This window comes from Arthrobacter sp. TMS2-4, from assembly GCF_054511075.1.
Genome location: NZ_JBTNDI010000002.1, coordinates 356,905 through 375,495 on the forward strand (window position 1 = coordinate 356,905; position 18,591 = coordinate 375,495).

An 18,591-nucleotide genomic window follows, 5' to 3' on the forward strand; every position below is an offset into this window, starting at 1 on the left:
TAGGACGCGACGATCGCCCGTCGAGGCGACACGGTCATGGACGTGGTCAACTGGCCCGCCGGCGCGGGTCGCTCCGGCCTCAGCGGACGTTGCGCCGCCACGACCCCGGGCCCGGCGTCAGCGGACGCTGCGCCGCCACGACCCCGGGCCCGGCGTCGGGCCCAGTCGCAGCAGCGCCCGCCGCAGCCAGGACCGACCGTGGCCCCGCACGTCGTCGCCGGTGCCGCCTTCCTGCAGGGCGAGGACGACGGCGGTGAGCGCCGCGAGCTCCTCGTCGGTGGGGTTGCCGGATACCACGGAGAGGACCGCGGGGTCCTCCTCGGACGGGGCGGCCGCCGCACCCTCCTCCAACGGCTCGTGACCGGTCACAGCGGGATGTTCCCGTGCTTCTTGGCCGGGTTCGCCGAGCGTTTGTCGCGCAGGGCGCGGAGCCCGCGGACGATCTGCAGGCGCGTCTCGGACGGCGCGATCACGGCGTCCACGTAGCCGAGCTCTGCCGCCTGGTACGGGTTGAGCAGTTCCTCCTCGTACTGCTGCACCACGTCGGCGCGCGTCGCCTCCACATCCCCGCCGGCCTCCGCGACGGCCTTGAGTTGCCCGCGGTACAGGATGTTGACGGCTCCCTGGGCGCCCATGACGCCGATCTGCGCCGTGGGCCAGGCGAGGTTGAGATCGGCGCCGAGCTTCTTCGAGCCCATGACGATGTACGCGCCGCCGTAGGCCTTCCGCGTGATCACCGTCAGCTTCGGCACCGTGGCTTCGGCGTAGGCGTAGAGCAGCTTCGCTCCGCGGCGGATGATGCCCTGGAATTCCTGGTCCTTGCCCGGCAGGAAGCCCGGCACGTCCACGAGGGTAAGGATCGGGATGTTGAAGGCGTCGCAGTGGCGGACGAAGCGGGCGGCCTTCTCGGAGGCGTTGATGTCGAGGGTCCCTGCGAACTGCAGGGGCTGGTTGGCGACGATGCCGATGGTGTGCCCCTCCACCCGGGCGTAGCCGGTGATGATGTTCGGAGCGTAGAGGGCCTGCATCTCGAGGAAGTGGGCGTCGTCCACCACGGCGTCGATGACGGTGTGCATGTCGTACGGCTGGTTTGCGGCGTCGGGGATCAGGGTGTCGAGCGAGAGGTCCTCCTCCGTCTCCTCGGGCTCCTCGACGAAGGCCGTCAGTGGGGCCTCCGCGAGATTGTTGGAGGGCAGGAAGTCCAGGAGCTCGCGGACGAAGCCGATGGCGTCCGCCTCGTCCGTGGCGAGGTAGGCGGAGGTGCCCGTCGTCGAGTTGTGCTGCCGCGCGCCGCCGAGCGTCTCCATGTCCACGTCCTCGCCGGTCACGGTCCTGATGACGTCGGGCCCGGTGATGAACATGTGCGAGGTCTTGTCCACCATCACCACGAAGTCGGTGAGCGCGGGGGAGTAGGCCGCGCCGCCCGCGCACGGGCCCATGATGAGGGAGATCTGCGGGACCACGCCCGAGGCGTGGACGTTGTTGCGGAAGATGTCGGCGAACATCGCCAGCGACGCCACGCCCTCCTGGATGCGGGCGCCGCCGCCGTCGTTGATACCGACCACGGGGCAGCCGTTGCGCAGTGCGAATTCCTGCACCTTGACGATCTTCTCCCCGTTCACCTGGCTCAGCGAGCCGCCGTAGACGGTGAAGTCCTGGCTGTACACGGCGATCAGCCTGCCGTCGACGGTCGCGTACCCGGACACGACGCCGTCGCCCAGGGGCTTCTTCTTCTCCATGCCGAAGGCCGTGGACCGGTGCACCGCAAGGGCGTCGAACTCGACGAAGGAGTCCTCGTCCACGAGCAGGTCGATGCGCTCGCGCGCCGTGTTCTTGCCGCGGGCGTGCTGCCGCTCGATCGCCTCGGGTCCCGAGGGCTGCTCCGAGAGCTCCTTGCGCCTCCGGAAATCGGCGAGCTTCCCGGCCGTCGTGGTGAGGTCGGGTTGCAGGTCCTGATGCATGAATACTCCGGTCGGCGGGTCGGGGAGGGTGGACACCGCCGGGAACTCCAGCCGCAACTGGAGGATTCCGACAAGGGGCGGCGCGTTTCCACCAGTCTAGTGAGGATCCCCGGAGCCGCCGTTGTAGGACGTCTACAGTTTCCCCCGCCATCGCTTAGCCGGGCCACCGATGTTACTCACGAGTAACATCGGTGCGTCGCGGGCCCTCCGGAGCTCCCCGCTGCATATGGTGGAGCCATGACCGAACGCAATGAAGCGCAGGAACCGCACGCCCCGGCAACGCTCGCCGGGCGCACCATCCTCATGTCCGGCGGAAGCCGCGGCATCGGCCTGGCGATCGCCCTACGCGCCGCCCGCGACGGCGCGAACGTGGCCATCATGGCCAAGACGGGGGAGCCGCACCCCAAGCTCGAGGGCACCGTGTACACGGCGGCGGAGCAGATCGAGGCCGCGGGCGGCAAGGCCCTCCCGATCGTGGGTGACGTCCGGAACGACGACGACGTCGCCGCCGCCGTGGCGGGGACCGTCCGCGCGTTCGGCGGCATCGACGTCATCGTGAACAACGCCTCCGCGATCGACCTGTCCAAAACCCCCGACGTGGACATGAAGCGCTACGACCTCATGGCGGACATCAACGTGCGGGGCACCTTCATGCTCAGCAAGTTCGCGCTCGACGCGCTGCGTGGCTCGCGGAACCCGCACATCCTGACGCTCTCCCCGCCCCTGAACCTCGCGCCGAAGTGGGCGGGCCTGCACCTGGCCTACACCATGGCGAAGTACGGGATGAGCCTGACCACCCTCGGGCTCGCCGAGGAGCTCAAGGACGACGGCGTTGCCGTCAACTCGCTCTGGCCCGCCACCCTGATCGACACCGCGGCCATCCGCAACATGCCCGGCGGGAATCGCCTCGTGCAGGCGGCCCGCAGCCCGGAGATCGTCGCCGACGCGGCCCACGCCGTGCTCGTGCGTCCGTCGCGCTCCTGCACCGGCAACTTCTACACCGACGAGGAGGTGCTGCGCGAGGAAGGCGTCACCGATCTGGCCCGGTACAGCCTCGGCGCGCCGGAGGACCGGCTGGTCCCCGACATCTTCCTCTGACACCCCGGCCGGGGTGGGCGGGGCCGGATAGGATCGATGTCATGTCCTCCCCGTACTCCAATCTCGAGCGCCCCGGCCTGAACCTCGGCGCCCTGAGGACAGCCCTGTGCATGCCGTCCGGTCCTTTTCAGCGCCTCGACATCGTGGACACGACCGGTTCAACCAACACGGACCTCGTGGAGTACGCCCAGGTGGAGGCGGCCGGGTGGCCGGACCTCAGTGTGCTCGGAGCGGAGACGCAGACCGCGGGGCGCGGCCGGCTCGATCGCCGGTGGGTCGCACCGGAGCGCTCCTCGCTGTTCGTGAGCGTGCTCCTGCGCCCCTTCAACCGGCACGGACGGCCCGTCCCCACCACGGCCTACTCCTGGTTCTCCCTCCTCGCCGCGCTCGCGCTCGCCGAAAGCGTCGAGGAGCGCACGAAGATCGCCCCGCAGCTCAAGTGGCCCAACGACGTCACCGTGGACGGCCGGAAGCTCGCGGGCATCCTGGCCCAGTTCGTGCCGGGCGCGGGTGCCGAGCCGCCCGCCGTCGTCGTCGGGGTGGGACTCAACGTCAGCCTCACGGACGACGAACTCCCGGTCCCCACCGCCACGAGTCTGCTCCTGGAGTATGCGGGCACCACCGACCGCAACGTGCTGCTGAAGTCGTTCCTGCGCACGTTCGCGGACTCCTACCGCGCCTTCTGCGATGTGGACGGCGACGCCCGGGCGGCGTGGGACACCGGTCAGTCGCTCCTGGAGCGAGTCAGCGCCCGGATGGCGACGCTCGGCCAGGACGTCCGCGCGGAGCTGCCCGGCGGCACAGTGCTGGCGGGCCGCGCGCTGTCCCTCGACGCCCACGGCGGTCTCGTGGTGCGCGACGACGACGGCGAGCGGCACACCATCTCCGCCGGAGACGTGGTGCACGTGCGCCCGCAGGTGTAGCCCGTGCGGATCAGGCTGCTGCCCGGGGAGCGCGTTCTCGTCCGGACGCGGCCCAACCCCCTGCCGCTCGCCGGACCGGTTCTCGCCGGGTTCCTCCTCCTCGCCCTCGGGGGCTTCGGGCTCGGCTACCTCGCCCGGCCGGACCTCCCCGGCGGACTCGCCGAGTGGCAGCCCGTGCTCCTGCCGGCGGTGCTGGCCGCCGCGGTACTGATGCTCCTGGTGGTCGTGGTGCGGCCGCTGGTCCGTTGGGCCGGCAACCGGTACGTGCTCACGAGCATGCGGCTCATCCACCGGTCCGGGGCGACGCGGCGCACCGAGCACCAGATCAGCCTGGCCGCCATCTCGCAGCTCCAGACGGATCAGGGACTGATCCAGCGGATGGTGGGCAGCGGGACGCTCGTTGCCGACCTCGGGTTCGATCGCGCGCACGCCTACCGGCACGTTCCACAGATTGCAACGTTCAAGGAATATGTGGTTCAGGCGATCGGCGAGCTCCCACTCACCCGCATGTTCGACGGAGTAGACATGGAAATCGATCCGCAGTACGCCCGCGGCGGGACGCCCCGGGTGCAGCAGGAATGGAGGGACGCGCAACCGTGACAGTCGAGGACCGCCGCGAGGCCGGGCAATCCGCTGACCCCAAGGGTGCCGGTGAGGTCATCCGATCCTCCGGGCAGGGCGCCGACGCGCCCGACGCTGCAGCCTCGACGTCGCCGAAGGCCGTCTGGCAACTGGTGCCCGACATAGCGGCCGGCAGTGATCCGGAGGCCCCGCCGACGAGCGCGGCGCCGATCGAGCTGGACCGCGAGACGATCCGGCGCCTGGAACGCGAACTCCTCGGGGCCGAACGCACCCTCAAGCGCCGCGACATCGCGGCAGGTGCGGGCGTGTCCCTGCTCTCCGCGCGCAAGCTGTGGCGCGCGATGGGCTTCCCCAACATCGGGGACGACGACGTCGCCTTCACCGAGAAGGACCTCGGCGCCCTCACCACGATCATCGACCTCGTGCGGCAGGAGCAGCTCACCGAGGACGCGGCCATCTCCATCACCCGTGCCGTCGGGCAGATGACGGACCGCATGGTCGTGTGGCAGATCGAGGCGATCGTGGAGGAGATGGTGGCGCAGCGCGGGCTCTCCGACGCCGACGCGCGGAAGACCCTCGTGTCCGAACTGCCGGATCTCATCGAACCGCTCGAGAAGACGCTCGTCTACGCCTGGCGCCGGCAGATGAACGCCGCGGTGCAGCGCCTGGCCCTCCGCGCCGAATCGGGTCTCGCCTCGAGCGAGTCGGGCCGCGACGGCGACGAGCAGGACGCCCCGCTGCCGCTCGCGCGCGCCGTCGGTTTCGCCGACCTGGTCTCCTACACGAGCCTGTCCCGGCAGATGAACGAGCGGACGCTGGCGCAGCTCGTGCAGCGGTTCGAGAACAAGAGCGCCGAGATCATCTCCGTCGGTGGCGGCCGGCTCGTGAAGACCATCGGTGACGAGGTCCTCTACATCGCCGAATCGCCGGAGGCCGGGGCCGAGATCTCGCTGGCGCTGGCCAAGGCCTTCTCCGAGGACGAGTTCCTTCCCGCCGCCCGCTGCTCGCTGGTCTGGGGCCGGGTGCTCTCACGCCTCGGCGACATCTATGGGCCGACGGTCAACCTCGCGGCGCGCCTCACCGCACTCGCGGAACCGGGCGAAGTCCTGGTGGATTCCGGTACCGCCGCGACGCTCGACTCGAACGACAGGTTCGTGCTGACCTCGCACGAGCCCCGGCAGGTGCGCGGCTTCGGAGAGGTGCAGCCGGTGACCCTCGCACGGGGTACCGGCACGGGGATCATCCTCGACTGACGCCACGCCCTCGCCGGTTCGCGGCGGCGACTGACCGTCCGGAGCAGGTCAGAGGGCAGAATGGGGACCATGACTGACCAGCAAGGCGGCCTCGAACCGCGGGCGAACGGCTCACACGCCGTCGACCTCGGCGCTACTTCCGCCAGGACTTCCGCCCCCCGCCGGCAGGACGCGGGGACGGCGCCCGGCCTGGGTGTCCGGCTCACGTACGGCTTCGGCACCGATCGCGGGCTGCGTCGTGAACTCAACGAGGATTCCTTCTTCGCCGTCGAGCCCGTCTTCGCCGTCGCGGACGGAATGGGCGGCCACGAGGCCGGTGAGGTGGCCAGCAGCGTCTGCGTCCGCACCCTGGAGGCCAGCGGCCTCCCCGGCACCCGGGTGCCACACGTCACCGCAGCCGATCTCGAGGACCTCATCCAGGAGGCCGACCGGCGCATCCGCACGGAGGCCGGCGGGCATGCGGGAACCACCCTGACGGGCGTCGTGCTCGTCGAGGAGCACGGCGCGGCCGCCTGGCTGTTCTTCAATGTGGGGGACTCCCGGGCGTACCGGCTGAGCAGCGGCATCTTCGGCCAGATCTCCGTGGATCACTCCGAGGTCCAGGAGCTCGTGGACCTCGGGAGCATCACCGAGCACGAGGCCCGGACCCACCACCGCCGGCACGTGGTGACCCGTGCGCTGGGGACCGGGGACGACGCCGACCCGGACTTCTGGCTGCTGCCGGTGGAGGACCACGACCGCATCCTGCTCTGCTCGGACGGGCTCAGCGGCGAACTGACCGACGAGGACATCCACGCGATCCTCGACACCGTCCGTGATCCGCAGGAGGCGTGCGACCGACTGATCGCGGCGGCGCTGCGCTCCGGTGCCCGGGACAACGTCACGGTCGTGGTCGTCGACGCGGTGTTCGACGACGGCGCCGCTGCTGCCCCGGTGCAGCCCGGTGGTCTCTTCGAGGCCGATCGGGGCGCCTGGGTGTCGGGCGGACCGGCCTGACCCGTACGGCGCCCGGCTGGACGACGGAGCGCGTGGCTCGGGCCGCACAGGGTGAGGGATCGCCGTCGTCCCCCGATGCGGGCGACCGCTGGCCCGTCCCGGGGGTGTGGGGCAAGATGGGGAAGTGACCACAGGAACCGAAGACGCCGCCGATACCGCTCACCCCATGCCCCCCGACGCGGCCCTGCGCGAGGAGTACGCGCAGCTCGCCGACAGCATCCGGGCGCACCGCGTTGCGTACTACCAGGACGCTGCCCCTACGATCTCCGACGCCGAGTTCGACGCCCTGTTCCGTCGCCTCGAGGAGCTCGAGGCGCTCCACCCGGAGCTCGTGGCGAACGATTCGCCGACGCAGGAAGTGGGCGGCGAGGTGTCCGCCGCATTCGCCCCCGTCGACCACCTGGCCCGCATGTACAGCCTCGAGGACGTCTTCTCCCTGGACGAACTGACCGCCTGGCTGGAGCGCGCGAGCGCCGGCGTCGAGCAGCGCAGCCCCGGCGCGCCCATCGCCTGGCTGACGGAACTGAAGATCGACGGACTCGCGGTCAACCTGCTCTACCGCAACGGGGAACTGGTGCGGGCGGCTACCCGGGGCGACGGCGTGACGGGGGAGGACATCACCCACAACGTCCTCACGATCGCCTCGATCCCACGGCACCTCGCGGGCTCCGACCACCCGGAGGAGGTGGAGATCCGCGGCGAGGTGTTCTTCCCGACGAAGGAGTTCGGGCAGCTCAACGAGCGCATGGTGGCCGCCGGCAAGGCGCCCTTCGCCAACCCGCGCAACGCCGCCGCGGGATCCCTCCGCCAGAAGGACCCGGCCATGACCGCGGAGCGACCGCTGGACATGTACGTGCACGGCATCGGCGCCCGGACGGGGCTGTCGGCCCAGACGCAGTCGGAGACCTATGAGCTGCTGAAGGGGTGGGGCCTGCCGACGTCGCCGTACTACCGGGTGCTCCACAGCCAGGACGAGGTGGTCGACTTCATCGCGCATCACGGCGACCACCGCCACGACCTGCTGCACGAGATCGACGGCATCGTGGTGAAGGTGGACAGCTTCGCGCTGCAGCGTGCGCTCGGCCACACGTCCCGCGTGCCCCGGTGGTCCGTGGCCTACAAGTATCCGCCCGAGGAAGTGAACACGAAGCTGCTGGACATCCTCGTGAACGTGGGCAGGACCGGCCGCGTCACTCCGTTCGGGCTCATGGAGCCGGTGAAGGTCGCCGGGTCCACGGTCAGCATGGCCACGCTCCACAACCAGGAAGTGGTCAAGGCCAAGGGAGTCCTGATCGGCGATGTGGTGGTGCTGCGGAAGGCAGGCGATGTCATTCCCGAGATCGTGGGCCCCGTCATGGCGCTGCGCGACCCCGAGAAGGTGCGCGAGTTCGTCATGCCCACTGAATGCCCCTCCTGCGGCACCCCGCTGCAGCCGGCGAAGGAGGGTGACGTCGACATCCGCTGTCCCAACGCACGGTCCTGCCCCTCGCAGCTGCGCGAACGGGTTTTCCATCTCGCCGGCCGTGGCGCCTTCGACATCGAGGCCCTCGGGTACGAGGCCGCCATCGCCCTGACCCAGCCCGCCGAGCCTGCGGTGCCGCCCATCACCACAGAGGCCGACATCTTCGACCTCACGCCGGAGAAGCTGGCGGACGTGAGGATCGAGCGGGACAAGAAGGTCAAGGGCGTGGTCACGGGCCGCGAGCTCGTGCCGTACTTCTACTCGAAGGGCACCGCGAAGAAGCCCTCCGAGCCGAGTGCTACCACCCGCAAACTCTTCACCGAGCTGGAGAAGGCGAAGACGCAGCCGCTGTGGCGCGTGCTCGTCGCGTTGTCCATCCGGCACGTCGGCCCGACGGCGTCCCGCGCCCTCGCCACGGCCTTCGGGTCCATGGACCGGATCCGCGCCGCGAGCGAGGAGGAGCTCGCCGGCGTCGACGGCGTGGGCCCCACCATCGCCGTCGCGCTCACCGAGTGGTTCGCGGAGGACTGGCACCGCGAGATCGTCGACCGGTGGGCTGCTGCCGGAGTGCGCATGGAGGACGACGTCGACGAGAGCACGCCGCGCACCCTCGAGGGCCTGACCGTCGTCGTGACCGGCTCCCTCGAACGGTACAACCGCGACGAGGCGAAGGAGGCGATCATCACGCGCGGCGGCAAGGCCGCGGGATCGGTGTCGAAGAACACCAGCTACGTGGTGGCCGGCGAGAATGCAGGCACCAAGCTGGAGAAGGCAGAGGCGCTCGGCATCCCGGTCCTCGACGAAGAGGGGTTCATCGCCCTCCTCGAGAAGGGTCCCGCGGGTACGGAAGCCGATGACGGCGGGGGTATCGGCACCGAGGCTAACGCGAGTGAGGACTCCGAGGTGGGCGAGGAGCTCGAGGCCGGTGCCGGTACGGATCCTGACGGGCGGGCCGCCGAATGACCATCGCGCCCGGTGATGCCCGGGCACCGTCCCCGGAGGCGCTTCTCCATCTCGCCCGACAGGCCGCTGCGGCGGGCGCGGCAGTGCTGGCCCGGCGGGATCCCGGGGCGCTGGACGCCACGAGCAAGAGTTCCGACAGCGACTGGGTGACCGCGTTCGACGTCGCCGCCGAGCGCGCGGTCCGGACCGTCATCCTGAGCGCCCGGCCGCACGACGCCATCACGGGCGAGGAGCTCGGCACCACCGTGCCTGACGGGTTCACCCCCGAGGGTGACCGCGTCCGCTGGTCGATCGACCCCTTGGACGGCACCACCAACTTCATCCGCGACATCGTCTACTACGGAACCTCCGTGGCCGCCGCGGCCGCAGACGGTACCTGGCTCGCCGGCGTCGTCCACGCCCCAGCGCTCGACCGTGTGTATTGGGCGTCCCGCGGTGGGGGAGCCTGGCTGAGCGACCACGGGTCCGTGCGGCGCCTCCTCGGTCCGCGTACCGGGCAGGGTCGGCTGCTCGGTACCGGATTTTCGTACGACGCCGCCACCCGGACAGAGCAGATCAGCGCTCTCGGGACGCTCATCGAGGGGTACGGCGACGTCCGTCGCCTCGGCTCGGCCGCCCTGGATCTGTGCCTCGTGGCCGACCGCACGCTCGACGCCTTCGTGGAGCGCGGCCTGAACGAGCACGATTACGCGGCCGGCGCCCTGATCGCGGAGGAGGCCGGCCTGGCCGTCTATCGGCCGCTGCTCCGATCCATGCTCGACGGCGGACCCACCGAGGCCGAACGGCTCGCGGGCGTCACCGCGGCCGGGCCTGCCGACCTCCTCGGCCCCCTCATGGATTCCGGACCCGCATTAGGTTCCGCGCCCGGTTCCGCTCCCGGTTCCGCTCCCGGTTCCCCGGCCGCGTCCGCGTCCGGGTCTCCTCCCGGTTCCGGTTCCGCATCAGGTTCCCCTCCCGGTTCCGCATCCGGGTCCCCTCCCGGTTCCGCGGCCGCGTCCGGGTCCGCGTCCGGCGAGGGCCAGGTATGACCACGCCGTCCTGGCAGAAGGTCCTGTCCACGCTCGCGGGCGGCCGCTCGCGCGAGCTGTACGCGCGAGCCGTGCTCGGGGAGCCGCTCGACGCGACGCCGAAGGAGCTGCAACGGTTGGTCGATGCCGGGCTGCTGACGCCGGAGCATGCCGTGGCTGACGGGTTGTTCAAACAGGTTCTCGCCGCTGCGGCAGTCCCCACCCCGAAAGGGGTGGACCGGTTCTTCCGGGACGGACGGCTCGACGGCCTGCCGCGTGTCGGACAGGACCGCACCGACCTGCTCGCGCATCTCGCGGGGCGGCTCTTCCCGACCGACGAGGAACTCGGCGAACCCGAGGTCAACCGGCTGCTTGCCACCGTTACGCACGACATCCCTATACTGCGGCGCGCGCTCGTCGACCACGGCTTCCTGGAGCGCCACCCCGACGGGACCGGCTACCGGCGGGTCACGGCGTCCTGACTGGCGTTGGGCCGCATTTCCCGGTGGTCGGGTACGCAGGCCCGTAGCTCGCGTTGGGTGGAGGTCGCGGCTCGCCGTCGGATCGCCGGCCTCAGAGCCATGAAGACTGCACGCCCGTCCACTCGGCCCTCGCGGTGGAGGGTTGATCGAACGTCCAGTCTGGACGTCAGGCGTAGAGCAGTTCGGCTCGTCGGCTCCGTCGCGCGGAGGAATACGCCGGTGTACCTTGATCCTCTGACGCGTGGTCCGGCGCGTGGTCCGGCGATGTGGGCGGGGGCGCCGCGTCGGCGCGCCTCCCGGCCTCGAACTCGTGGTCCCTCCCGTTCGGTCCGTTGCCGGGGAGGGGTGGGGCGGTGGAGTGGTAGGTGTGGCCGGTGGGCGTGCTGATGGCGAGGCCGTGCCTTGCCCCGGATCCGGGGCTGCTGTCGGGGTCGGGATTGAGGCTGCTGGGTGGTGCTGTGGTTGTCCAGCCGGGGAGTTCTTTGGTGTGGTTGCATGCCTCGCAGAGCCCTGCCCCGTTGGCGAGGTTTGTGGGTCCGTTGGTGTGCCAGGGGATGATGTGGTCGTAGTGCCGGATCGGGGCGTCGCAGTACGGGGTGCGGCACAGGTGGTCCCGGGCCTGGAGGAAGCGGCGCTGCCCGGTGGTGAAGAGCCGGGCCCGGGAGTCGGCGGCGATCAGCTCCCCGGTCCCGGGGGCGGTGTAGAGGCGCCGGAGCCAGACCTGAAACGCTTGCGCGGCTGCGGGATCGGCGGCGGGATCGGCTGCGGGATCGGCTTCGCTCCTCGACGCGTGTCCTGCACCCTGTCCGGGCCGCCCGGTGGGCTGATCGGGTGCGTGCTCCGCCCGGTGCCCTGCCGGTCGCCCGGCCGGCTGTCCGGGATGCTGCCCGGCTTGCTGTCCTGCGTTCTTCTGGGTGAGGAGGTTGCGGGCCCAGCCGGCGGGGACGATCCCGTAGCCCGGCAGGCGGGCCGGTTCACTCTCGCCCTGGAACAGGGTCCGGTCGGTCATGATCAGCTGCACCTCGATCCGGGAGAACCCGCCCGGGGTGCCGGTGGTGCGTTCGACGAGGGCGTCGGCCATGAGCTGGCCCCGGCTGCGGGAATCACCCTTGGCGCGTTGGGTGTCGGCGTGCCGGGTGAGCTCCGCGTGCACCGCCACCCCCTGCGCGACCGGGAGCAGGGCGGTCAAGTAGGTCATGGTGTCCGGGGCCGGGCGCAGACTCACGTGCCGGTCCGCCGCCGCCCGGCTCGCCCGCTCGGTCACAGACCTCGGGTCCCGCCGGTACGCCGCCGCCCGCACCGCGGCGACGAGCCGTCGGTCCCCGGCGCCGTCGAACGTGCCCGCATCCGCTGCCACCTCGTCGTCGACCGCGCACCGGTCCGCCGCGGACAGGCACGCCGTCTCCCGGACCATGAGGGTCGCCCGCCACTCATTCACCTGGCCCGCCTCCAGGGCTGCCATTGTGTGGGGCATCTCCGTCACCAGCGCCCGGGCCAGGCCGAGCAGCCGGCCACCGCGTGCTGGGGACTCGCGGCGGGCCAGGGCGAGCTGCGCGGCCACCCCGCGACCCTGCTCAACGGCAGGGACACCGGCCGCGGCATCGCACTGACGCCGGACCAGATCGAACGCCACCGCGGCCCGCGCCTGCCGACCCGCGATCGCCGACTTCAACTCCTCCAGGGCACGCACCTCATCGATCAACGAAGCACCATCCGCCGACATGGGCAGGGAGCCCATCGCGTCGATCAGATCCCCCACCCAGCCAACACTCACGCGACCGGCCGGAACCGCACCCGACCCGGCAGAACCACCGATATCGGCGGTTTCGGGAGGAGCGTTCCGGCTGCTGTCCATACTGAATTCTCCCAACCACCACCGACATTATTGGGGTCGTCGCGGCCAGTCGCTGCACGGGAAATCTCCGTGGATTGCAGCTGGGGAAGCTCGTCCGACCATGCATTCCGCCGGCGCTGTGGTGAGCGCCGGATGCCGTCGATCGAGTGAGTAAGGACGCGACGAACGAACGGCGCCTTTCGACCTCCGATCGCGAGGACACAAGCTTCCGCCGGGACGCGCCGGATCACCTCGGAGGCGTGATCCCCAGCCGGGCGATCCGGCGGTAGATGGTCGCGCGGCTGATGCCGAGCTCCCGCCGCGGCGGCAGTCACCGTGGCCCCCGGCTGCGCCAGGCATCAAACGATCTCGTCGCGTTCGAGCGTCTCGATCCGGCTCAGGTGCGTGCCGCACCGCCCCAGGGTGTGGGCGGGCAGATGCCGCACGTCGATCCGCGGGGGTCCCGGCGGCGGGTTCCAGGCCGTCGCGCCGCAGTCGGAACACGCCAACTCTGGGGCCCTGCTTCTGACGTCGGCCCTGCGACGGCCCGAGCATCAGGGCCGTGGCGTTCCCGGCCGCCGACTGCGCGAGGGCCAGCAACCACTCGGCGGACGCATCGGACCAGGTGGTGATGTTGACGCACCCCTTGAGGGTCCCGCTGGCCGGGTCGAAGACGGGTGCTGTAATGCTCCTGCGCGCACCAGGGCCGGGGAACGGTCGGCCAGCGCCAGCCCCATCCCGTTGGTCCCGGCGTCGCGCTCGGAGTAGGTGAAACCGGGGGCCAGGTGCACCCGGTCGAGCGCCCGCAGCATCGGGCTTCCGGCGTGACATCGTGCTCCCCGACGGCGTGAAGGACGAGGACATCCGGGCGAGCTACACCGACGGCGTCCTGGACGTCAGGACGCCGCTTCCGGATGATGCAACGCGCTGCCGGCCCTCCCAGGAAGCTCCCCATCAGGCGGGGCTGACCAGCACCATCAGCAGGGCCGGCGCCCGCCGGGACGACGGCGTCCCGGCGGTGTCGCCGCGTGGCAAAATGAGGCCGTGACCACCGCACCCTCCGACGCCCGCATCACCGTCCGGCCCGTCCAGCCCGAGGACTACGACGACGTCCGCCGCATCACGCGCGGCGCGTACCTCGACGCCGGGTACTTCACCGACGAGGCGCACCCGTACATGGCGGTCCTGGCCGATATCGAGCACCGCGCCGAGCACGCCGAGGTCTGGGTGGCCGAGCGCGACGGCGTCATCGTCGGGTCGGTCGCCCTCACGTTCGCTGGCCAGCGGTACACCGACATCGCCGTCGAAGGTGAGCTGGAGTTCCGGATGCTCGCGGTCGATCCGGCCGTGCAGCGCGGCGGCGTGGGCCGCGCCATGGTGGAGCGCATCATCGAGCACGCCCGCACCCTCCCCGGCATCGAGGCCGTGAGCCTGACGAGCGGCTCCGACATGGTGCGGGCGCACCGCCTCTACGAGTCGATGGGCTTCGTCCGCGTTCCGGGCCGTGACTGGGAGGTCCCGAACGAGGACATCCTGCTCTGGGTCTTCCGCCTGCCGTTGGAGGCGCACGCTGCGCCGTCGTCGGACGCCGCCCCCGCTGGTGCCGGGCGCCGCACGCGCCAGCACTAGACTGGAGGCAGATACCCACCTCCGACTTCCAGGGGAGATCCATGGCCGAGATCAACCGGGACGACGTCGCGCACCTTGCGCGGCTCGCCCACATCGATATGACCGACGACGAGCTCGACCGCATGGCCGGGGAACTCGCGGTGATCGTCGATTCCATCAAGAGTGTGAGCGAGGTCGCCGGCGACGACGTCCCCGCAACGAGCCACCCGATCCCGCTGAGCAACGTGTTCCGCGACGACGTCGTGGGGGAGACCCTCAGCAACGAGGAGGCCCTCCTCGGCGCTCCCGACAACGCCGACGGCCGCTTCAAGGTCCCTGCAATCCTGGACGGGGAGTAACCCATGACAGACCTGATCCACCTCTCCGCCGACGCCCTCTCGCAGAAGCTCGCCGCGAAGGAGGTCTCCGCCGTCGAGGCGACGCAGGCCTACCTGGACCGCATCGAGGCCGTGGACGGCGCCATCAACGCGTTCCTGCACGTCAACACCGACGAGGCGTTGCTCGTCGCCGCCGGGGTCGACAAGGCCCGCACCGACGGCGATACCCTTCACCCGCTCGCCGGCGTCCCGATCGCCGTGAAGGACCTGATCGTCACCAAGGGCCAGCCGACCACGGCCGGGTCGAAGATCCTCGAGGGCTGGCAGAGCCCGTACGACGCCACCGTGGTCCGCAGGCTCCGCGCCGCGCGGATGCCGATCCTGGGCAAGACGAATCTCGACGAGTTCGCGATGGGCTCCTCCACCGAGCACTCCGCGTTCGGACCCACGCGCAACCCCTGGGATCTTGACCGCATCCCCGGCGGGTCCGGCGGCGGGTCCGCGGCCGCCGTCGCCGCGTTCGAGGCACCCCTTGCGCTCGGCACCGACACCGGCGGCTCCATCCGCCAGCCGGGCGCCGTCACCGGCACCGTCGGCGTGAAGCCGACCTACGGTGGTGTCTCCCGCTACGGCGCGATCGCCATGGCCTCCTCGCTCGACCAGATCGGTCCCGTGTCCCGCACCGTCCTCGACAGCGCACTGCTGCACGAGGTCATCGGCGGGCACGACCCCCACGACTCGACGTCGCTGACCGACCCGGTCGGCGCCCTGGTCGAGGCCGCCCGCCTCGGCCAGGTCGAGGGCATGCGCATCGGCGTCATCAAGGAGCTCCAGGGCGAGGGCTACCAGGCCGGCGTCCTCACGCGCTTCCACGAGTCGCTCGAACTGCTGCGCTCGGCGGGCGCCGAGATCGTCGAGGTCTCCTGCCCCAACTTCCGGTACGCGCTCAGCGCCTACTACCTGATCATGCCGTCGGAGGCCTCCAGCAACCTGGCCAAGTACGACGGCGTGCGCTTCGGCCTGCGCGTGGTGCCCGACGGCATGCCCACGATCGAGCGCGTCATGGGCGCCACCCGCGCGGCCGGCTTCGGCGACGAGGTCAAGCGCCGCATCATCCTCGGCACGTACGCCCTGAGCGCCGGCTACTACGACGCCTACTACGGCTCGGCGCAGAAGGTGCGCACGCTCATCCAGCGCGACTTCGCCGCCGCGTTCGAGCAGGCCGACGTGCTCATCTCGCCCACTGCGCCGACCACCGCGTTCAAGCTGGGCGAGAAGCTCGACGACCCGCTGGCGATGTACCTGAACGACGTCGCCACCATCCCCGCGAACATGGCCGGCGTGCCCGGCCTGTCCCTGCCCGGGGGCCTCGCGGACGAGGACGGGCTGCCCGTCGGCATCCAGCTCCTCGCCCCCGCCCGCAAGGACGCGCGCCTCTACCGTGTGGGTGCCGTCCTGGAATCGCTGCTCGAAGCCACGTGGGGCGGGCCGCTGCTGGCCCAGGCCCCCGAGATCACAGGTGGTAAATGATGACTGCTGCAACCGATGAGGTCCTGTCCTTCGACGAGGCCATGGAGAAGTACGATCCGGTGCTCGGGTTCGAGGTCCACGTGGAGCTCAACACGCGGACCAAGATGTTCTCCTCCGCGCCCAACGCGTTCGGCGACGTGCCCAACACCAACGTGACCCCGGTGGACCTCGGCCTGCCCGGCGTGCTGCCCGTCGTCAACGGCGTCGCGGTCGAGTCCGCGATCAAGATCGGCCTCGCGCTGAACTGCAGGATCGCCGAGAAGTGCTACTTCGCGCGGAAGAACTACTTCTACCCGGACACCCCGAAGAACTTCCAGACGTCCCAGTTCGAGGACCCGATCGCCTACGACGGCAGCATCGACATCGAGCTCGCCGACGGCACCGTGTTCACGGTGGAGATCGAGCGCGCCCACATGGAGGAGGACGCCGGCAAGCTCACCCACATGGGCGGCGCGACGGGCCGCATCCAGGGCGCCGAGTTCTCCCTCGTGGACTACAACCGTGCGGGCGTGCCGCTGATCGAGATCGTCACGAAGCCGATCGTCGGTGCCGGCTCGCGGGCCCCCGAACTCGCGAAGGCCTACGTCGCCGCGATCCGGGAGATCGTCAAGAACCTCGGCGTCTCCGACGCCCGTATGGAGCGCGGCAACGTGCGCTGCGACGCGAACGTCTCCCTCAAGCCGAAGGGCCAGGAGAAGTTCGGCACCCGCACCGAGACGAAGAACGTGAACTCGCTGCGCGCCGTCGAGCACGCCGTCCGGTACGAGATCCAGCGGCATGCCGCCGTCCTCGACTCCGGCACACCGATCCAGCAGGAGACGCGCCACTGGCACGAGGACACGCGGTCGACGACGTCGGGACGCCCCAAGTCCGACGCCGACGACTACCGCTACTTCCCGGAGCCGGACCTCGTGCCCGTCGTGACGAACGACGCCTGGATCGAGAAGCTGCGCGCCGAACTCCCCGAGCCGCCCGCCGAGCGCCGCAAGCGCCTGCAGGCCGACTGGGGCTACTCCGACGCCGAGTTCCGCGACGTCGTCAACGCCGGCGTGATGTCCTCGATCGAGGACACGATCGCCGCCGGCGTCACCGCCGCCGTGGCCCGCAAGTGGTGGATGGGCGAGATCTCCCGCCGCGCCAAGCTGGCCGACGTCGAGCCCGCCGAGCTGGGGGTCACGCCCGAGCTGATCGTCGAGCTCAACGCGCTCATCGAGAGCGGCAAGATCAACGACAAGCTCTCCCGCGACGTGCTCGACGGCGTCCTCGCCGGCGAGGGCACACCCGCGGAGGTCGTCGAGAAGCGCGGCCTCGCGGTCGTGTCCGACGACGGCCCGCTGCTCGAGGCGATCGACGGCGCCCTCGCGGCCCAGCCCGATGTCGCGGACAAGATCCGGGGCGGCAAGGTCCAGGCCGTCGGCGCGATCGTGGGTGGCGTCATGAAGGCCACCCGCGGGCAGGCCGACGCCGGTCGCGTGCGCGAGCTCATCCTGCAGCGCCTCGGCGTCGAAGGGTAGCTCCCGCCGCGGCGGCGGTGCCTAGCGCCAGCCGCCGCGGCGGCGGTGCAGATCCGGGGTAACGTTCCCACGGGTCTGCACCGTCGCCCCGGCCCTGCGTCCCGAGGAGGTCCACATGGCCGTCATGCCCCAGGCCGAGTTCGACGTCACGCCGTCCCTCGTCGACACCCTGCTCGACGAGCAGATGCCGGAGCTGGCCCATCTGCCGGTGCGGTTCGTGAGCGGCGGCTGGGACAACACGCTGTTCCGGGTGGGGGATGACCTCGTGGCACGCCTGCCCAGGCGCGCCGTCGCCGACGCCCTGATGGTCGCGGAGCAGCAGTGGCTGCCGCGTCTCACCGCCACCCTGCCCGTGCCGACGTCGGCGCCCCTGCAGTTCGGTCGACCCGGTGCCGGATATCCGTGGCACTGGTCGATCTCCCGGTGGATCGACGGCGCAAGCGGCAGCACGGTCCCGCGCGCCGCACGCTCCTCTGCCGCCTCCCCGCTCGCGCGCTTCCTCGCGGAGTTCCATCGGTCGGCGCCCACCGATGCTCCCGTCAGCCCCGTGGGTCGCGGTGGTCCGCTGGCGGCGCGCGACGGCGTCGTCCGGCCTCGCCTGGCGGCCCTTCCAGAGGGTGTCGGGGTGCCCGCGGGGTCCCTGCTGCGCGTCTGGGATACGGCCCTCGCCGCGCCGGGATGGTCGGGGGAGCCGCTCTGGCTGCACGGTGACCTGCATCCGGCCAACGTCGTCCTCGCGCCCGACGGCACGCTCGCCGGCGTCGTCGACTTCGGCGACCTGTGCTCCGGGGATCCGGCCACGGACCTCGCGGCGGCATGGCTGCACTTCGACGCCGTCGGGCGATCCGTCTTCCGCGCCGAGACGGAGCGACTGCGTCCGGTCGACGCCGCGACGTGGGATCGGGCGAGGGGCTGGGCGCTGAGCATGGGGAGCGCCATGGCGGCATCCTCCGACGACTCCCCGGCGTTCCTCCGCCTCGGCGTCGAGACGCTGGCAGCGGTCCTCGAGGACGCACCGTAGCCCTGCCGGCACGCACCCG

General features: G+C 71.0%; 16 protein-coding genes and 1 pseudogene. 14 read left to right on the forward strand and 3 right to left on the reverse strand.

Annotated elements, in window-relative coordinates; all coding sequences use genetic code 11:
* Nucleotides 1-117 precede the first annotated feature (117 nt).
* Nucleotides 118-369, reverse strand: a complete 252-nt coding sequence (locus ACX80F_RS04755; RefSeq protein ID WP_459335229.1) for an acyl-CoA carboxylase subunit epsilon — start codon at nucleotides 367-369, stop codon at nucleotides 118-120.
* Nucleotides 366-1,949, reverse strand: a complete 1,584-nt coding sequence (locus ACX80F_RS04760; RefSeq protein WP_459335372.1) for an acyl-CoA carboxylase subunit beta — start codon at nucleotides 1,947-1,949, stop codon at nucleotides 366-368. The genes ACX80F_RS04755 and ACX80F_RS04760 overlap by 4 nt, the downstream gene beginning before the upstream one ends.
* Before the next feature lie 249 nt (nucleotides 1,950-2,198).
* Here ACX80F_RS04760 and ACX80F_RS04765 point away from each other — a divergent pair, with 249 nt between their 5' ends.
* The 8 genes and pseudogenes from ACX80F_RS04765 (at nucleotide 2,199) to ACX80F_RS04800 (ending at nucleotide 10,727) form a co-directional block, all read left to right on the forward strand.
* On the forward strand, nucleotides 2,199-3,059 hold the full coding sequence (locus tag ACX80F_RS04765) for an SDR family oxidoreductase (RefSeq protein ID WP_459335230.1): 861 nt from the start codon (nucleotides 2,199-2,201) through the stop codon (nucleotides 3,057-3,059).
* A gap of 41 nt (nucleotides 3,060-3,100) precedes the next feature.
* Nucleotides 3,101-3,982 carry a biotin--[acetyl-CoA-carboxylase] ligase gene (locus ACX80F_RS04770; protein WP_459335231.1) on the forward strand — a complete coding sequence of 294 codons (882 nt, stop codon included), beginning with the start codon at nucleotides 3,101-3,103 and terminating at the stop codon, nucleotides 3,980-3,982.
* A gap of 3 nt (nucleotides 3,983-3,985) precedes the next feature.
* Nucleotides 3,986-4,582, forward strand: coding sequence for a PH domain-containing protein (locus ACX80F_RS04775; RefSeq protein WP_459335232.1), 597 nt, complete (start codon nucleotides 3,986-3,988; stop codon nucleotides 4,580-4,582).
* The gene (locus ACX80F_RS04780) at nucleotides 4,579-5,817 is read left to right on the forward strand and encodes an adenylate/guanylate cyclase domain-containing protein (RefSeq protein WP_459335233.1); all 1,239 of its coding nucleotides are present in this window, start codon (nucleotides 4,579-4,581) and stop codon (nucleotides 5,815-5,817) included. Before ACX80F_RS04775 ends, ACX80F_RS04780 begins: the two co-directional genes overlap by 4 nt.
* Nucleotides 5,818-5,886: 69 nt before the next feature.
* Nucleotides 5,887-6,813: a PP2C family protein-serine/threonine phosphatase gene (locus tag ACX80F_RS04785; RefSeq protein WP_459335234.1), complete on the forward strand. Its 927-nt coding sequence runs from the start codon at nucleotides 5,887-5,889 to the stop codon at nucleotides 6,811-6,813.
* 166 nt (nucleotides 6,814-6,979) lie between these two features.
* Nucleotides 6,980-9,238 carry an NAD-dependent DNA ligase LigA gene (ligA, locus tag ACX80F_RS04790; protein ID WP_459335373.1) on the forward strand — a complete coding sequence of 753 codons (2,259 nt, stop codon included), beginning with the start codon at nucleotides 6,980-6,982 and terminating at the stop codon, nucleotides 9,236-9,238.
* Nucleotides 9,235-10,065: pseudogene (locus tag ACX80F_RS04795) on the forward strand (inositol monophosphatase family protein); the annotation flags it as partial. The gene ligA and the pseudogene ACX80F_RS04795, both read left to right, overlap by 4 nt.
* 197 nt (nucleotides 10,066-10,262) lie before the next feature.
* The gene (locus ACX80F_RS04800; RefSeq protein WP_459335235.1) at nucleotides 10,263-10,727 is read left to right on the forward strand and encodes a DUF2087 domain-containing protein; all 465 of its coding nucleotides are present in this window, start codon (nucleotides 10,263-10,265) and stop codon (nucleotides 10,725-10,727) included.
* Between the two features lie 166 nt (nucleotides 10,728-10,893).
* Here ACX80F_RS04800 and ACX80F_RS04805 read toward each other — a convergent pair whose 3' ends face one another.
* On the reverse strand, nucleotides 10,894-12,582 hold the full coding sequence (locus tag ACX80F_RS04805) for an HNH endonuclease (RefSeq protein WP_459335236.1): 1,689 nt from the start codon (nucleotides 12,580-12,582) through the stop codon (nucleotides 10,894-10,896).
* An 811-nt stretch (nucleotides 12,583-13,393) separates the two neighbouring features.
* Here ACX80F_RS04805 and ACX80F_RS04810 point away from each other — a divergent pair.
* The 6 genes from ACX80F_RS04810 (at nucleotide 13,394) to ACX80F_RS04835 (ending at nucleotide 18,572) form a co-directional block, all read left to right on the forward strand.
* On the forward strand, nucleotides 13,394-13,609 hold the full coding sequence (locus tag ACX80F_RS04810; RefSeq protein WP_459335237.1) for an Hsp20/alpha crystallin family protein: 216 nt from the start codon (nucleotides 13,394-13,396) through the stop codon (nucleotides 13,607-13,609).
* On the forward strand, nucleotides 13,606-14,190 hold the full coding sequence (locus tag ACX80F_RS04815; RefSeq protein WP_459335238.1) for a GNAT family N-acetyltransferase: 585 nt from the start codon (nucleotides 13,606-13,608) through the stop codon (nucleotides 14,188-14,190). The genes ACX80F_RS04810 and ACX80F_RS04815 overlap by 4 nt, the downstream gene beginning before the upstream one ends.
* A 41-nt stretch (nucleotides 14,191-14,231) precedes the next feature.
* Entirely contained in the window at nucleotides 14,232-14,528 is a 297-nt protein-coding gene (gene gatC, locus ACX80F_RS04820; protein ID WP_104168350.1) for an Asp-tRNA(Asn)/Glu-tRNA(Gln) amidotransferase subunit GatC, read from the forward strand.
* A gap of 3 nt (nucleotides 14,529-14,531) precedes the next feature.
* Nucleotides 14,532-16,037: an Asp-tRNA(Asn)/Glu-tRNA(Gln) amidotransferase subunit GatA gene (gatA, locus tag ACX80F_RS04825; protein ID WP_459335239.1), complete on the forward strand. Its 1,506-nt coding sequence runs from the start codon at nucleotides 14,532-14,534 to the stop codon at nucleotides 16,035-16,037.
* Nucleotides 16,037-17,551, forward strand: coding sequence for an Asp-tRNA(Asn)/Glu-tRNA(Gln) amidotransferase subunit GatB (gene gatB / locus ACX80F_RS04830; RefSeq protein ID WP_459335374.1), 1,515 nt, complete (start codon nucleotides 16,037-16,039; stop codon nucleotides 17,549-17,551). The genes gatA and gatB overlap by 1 nt, the downstream gene beginning before the upstream one ends.
* 115 nt (nucleotides 17,552-17,666) lie before the next feature.
* Entirely contained in the window at nucleotides 17,667-18,572 is a 906-nt protein-coding gene (locus ACX80F_RS04835) for an aminoglycoside phosphotransferase family protein (protein WP_459335240.1), read from the forward strand.
* The last annotated feature ends 19 nt before the right edge of the window (nucleotides 18,573-18,591 follow it).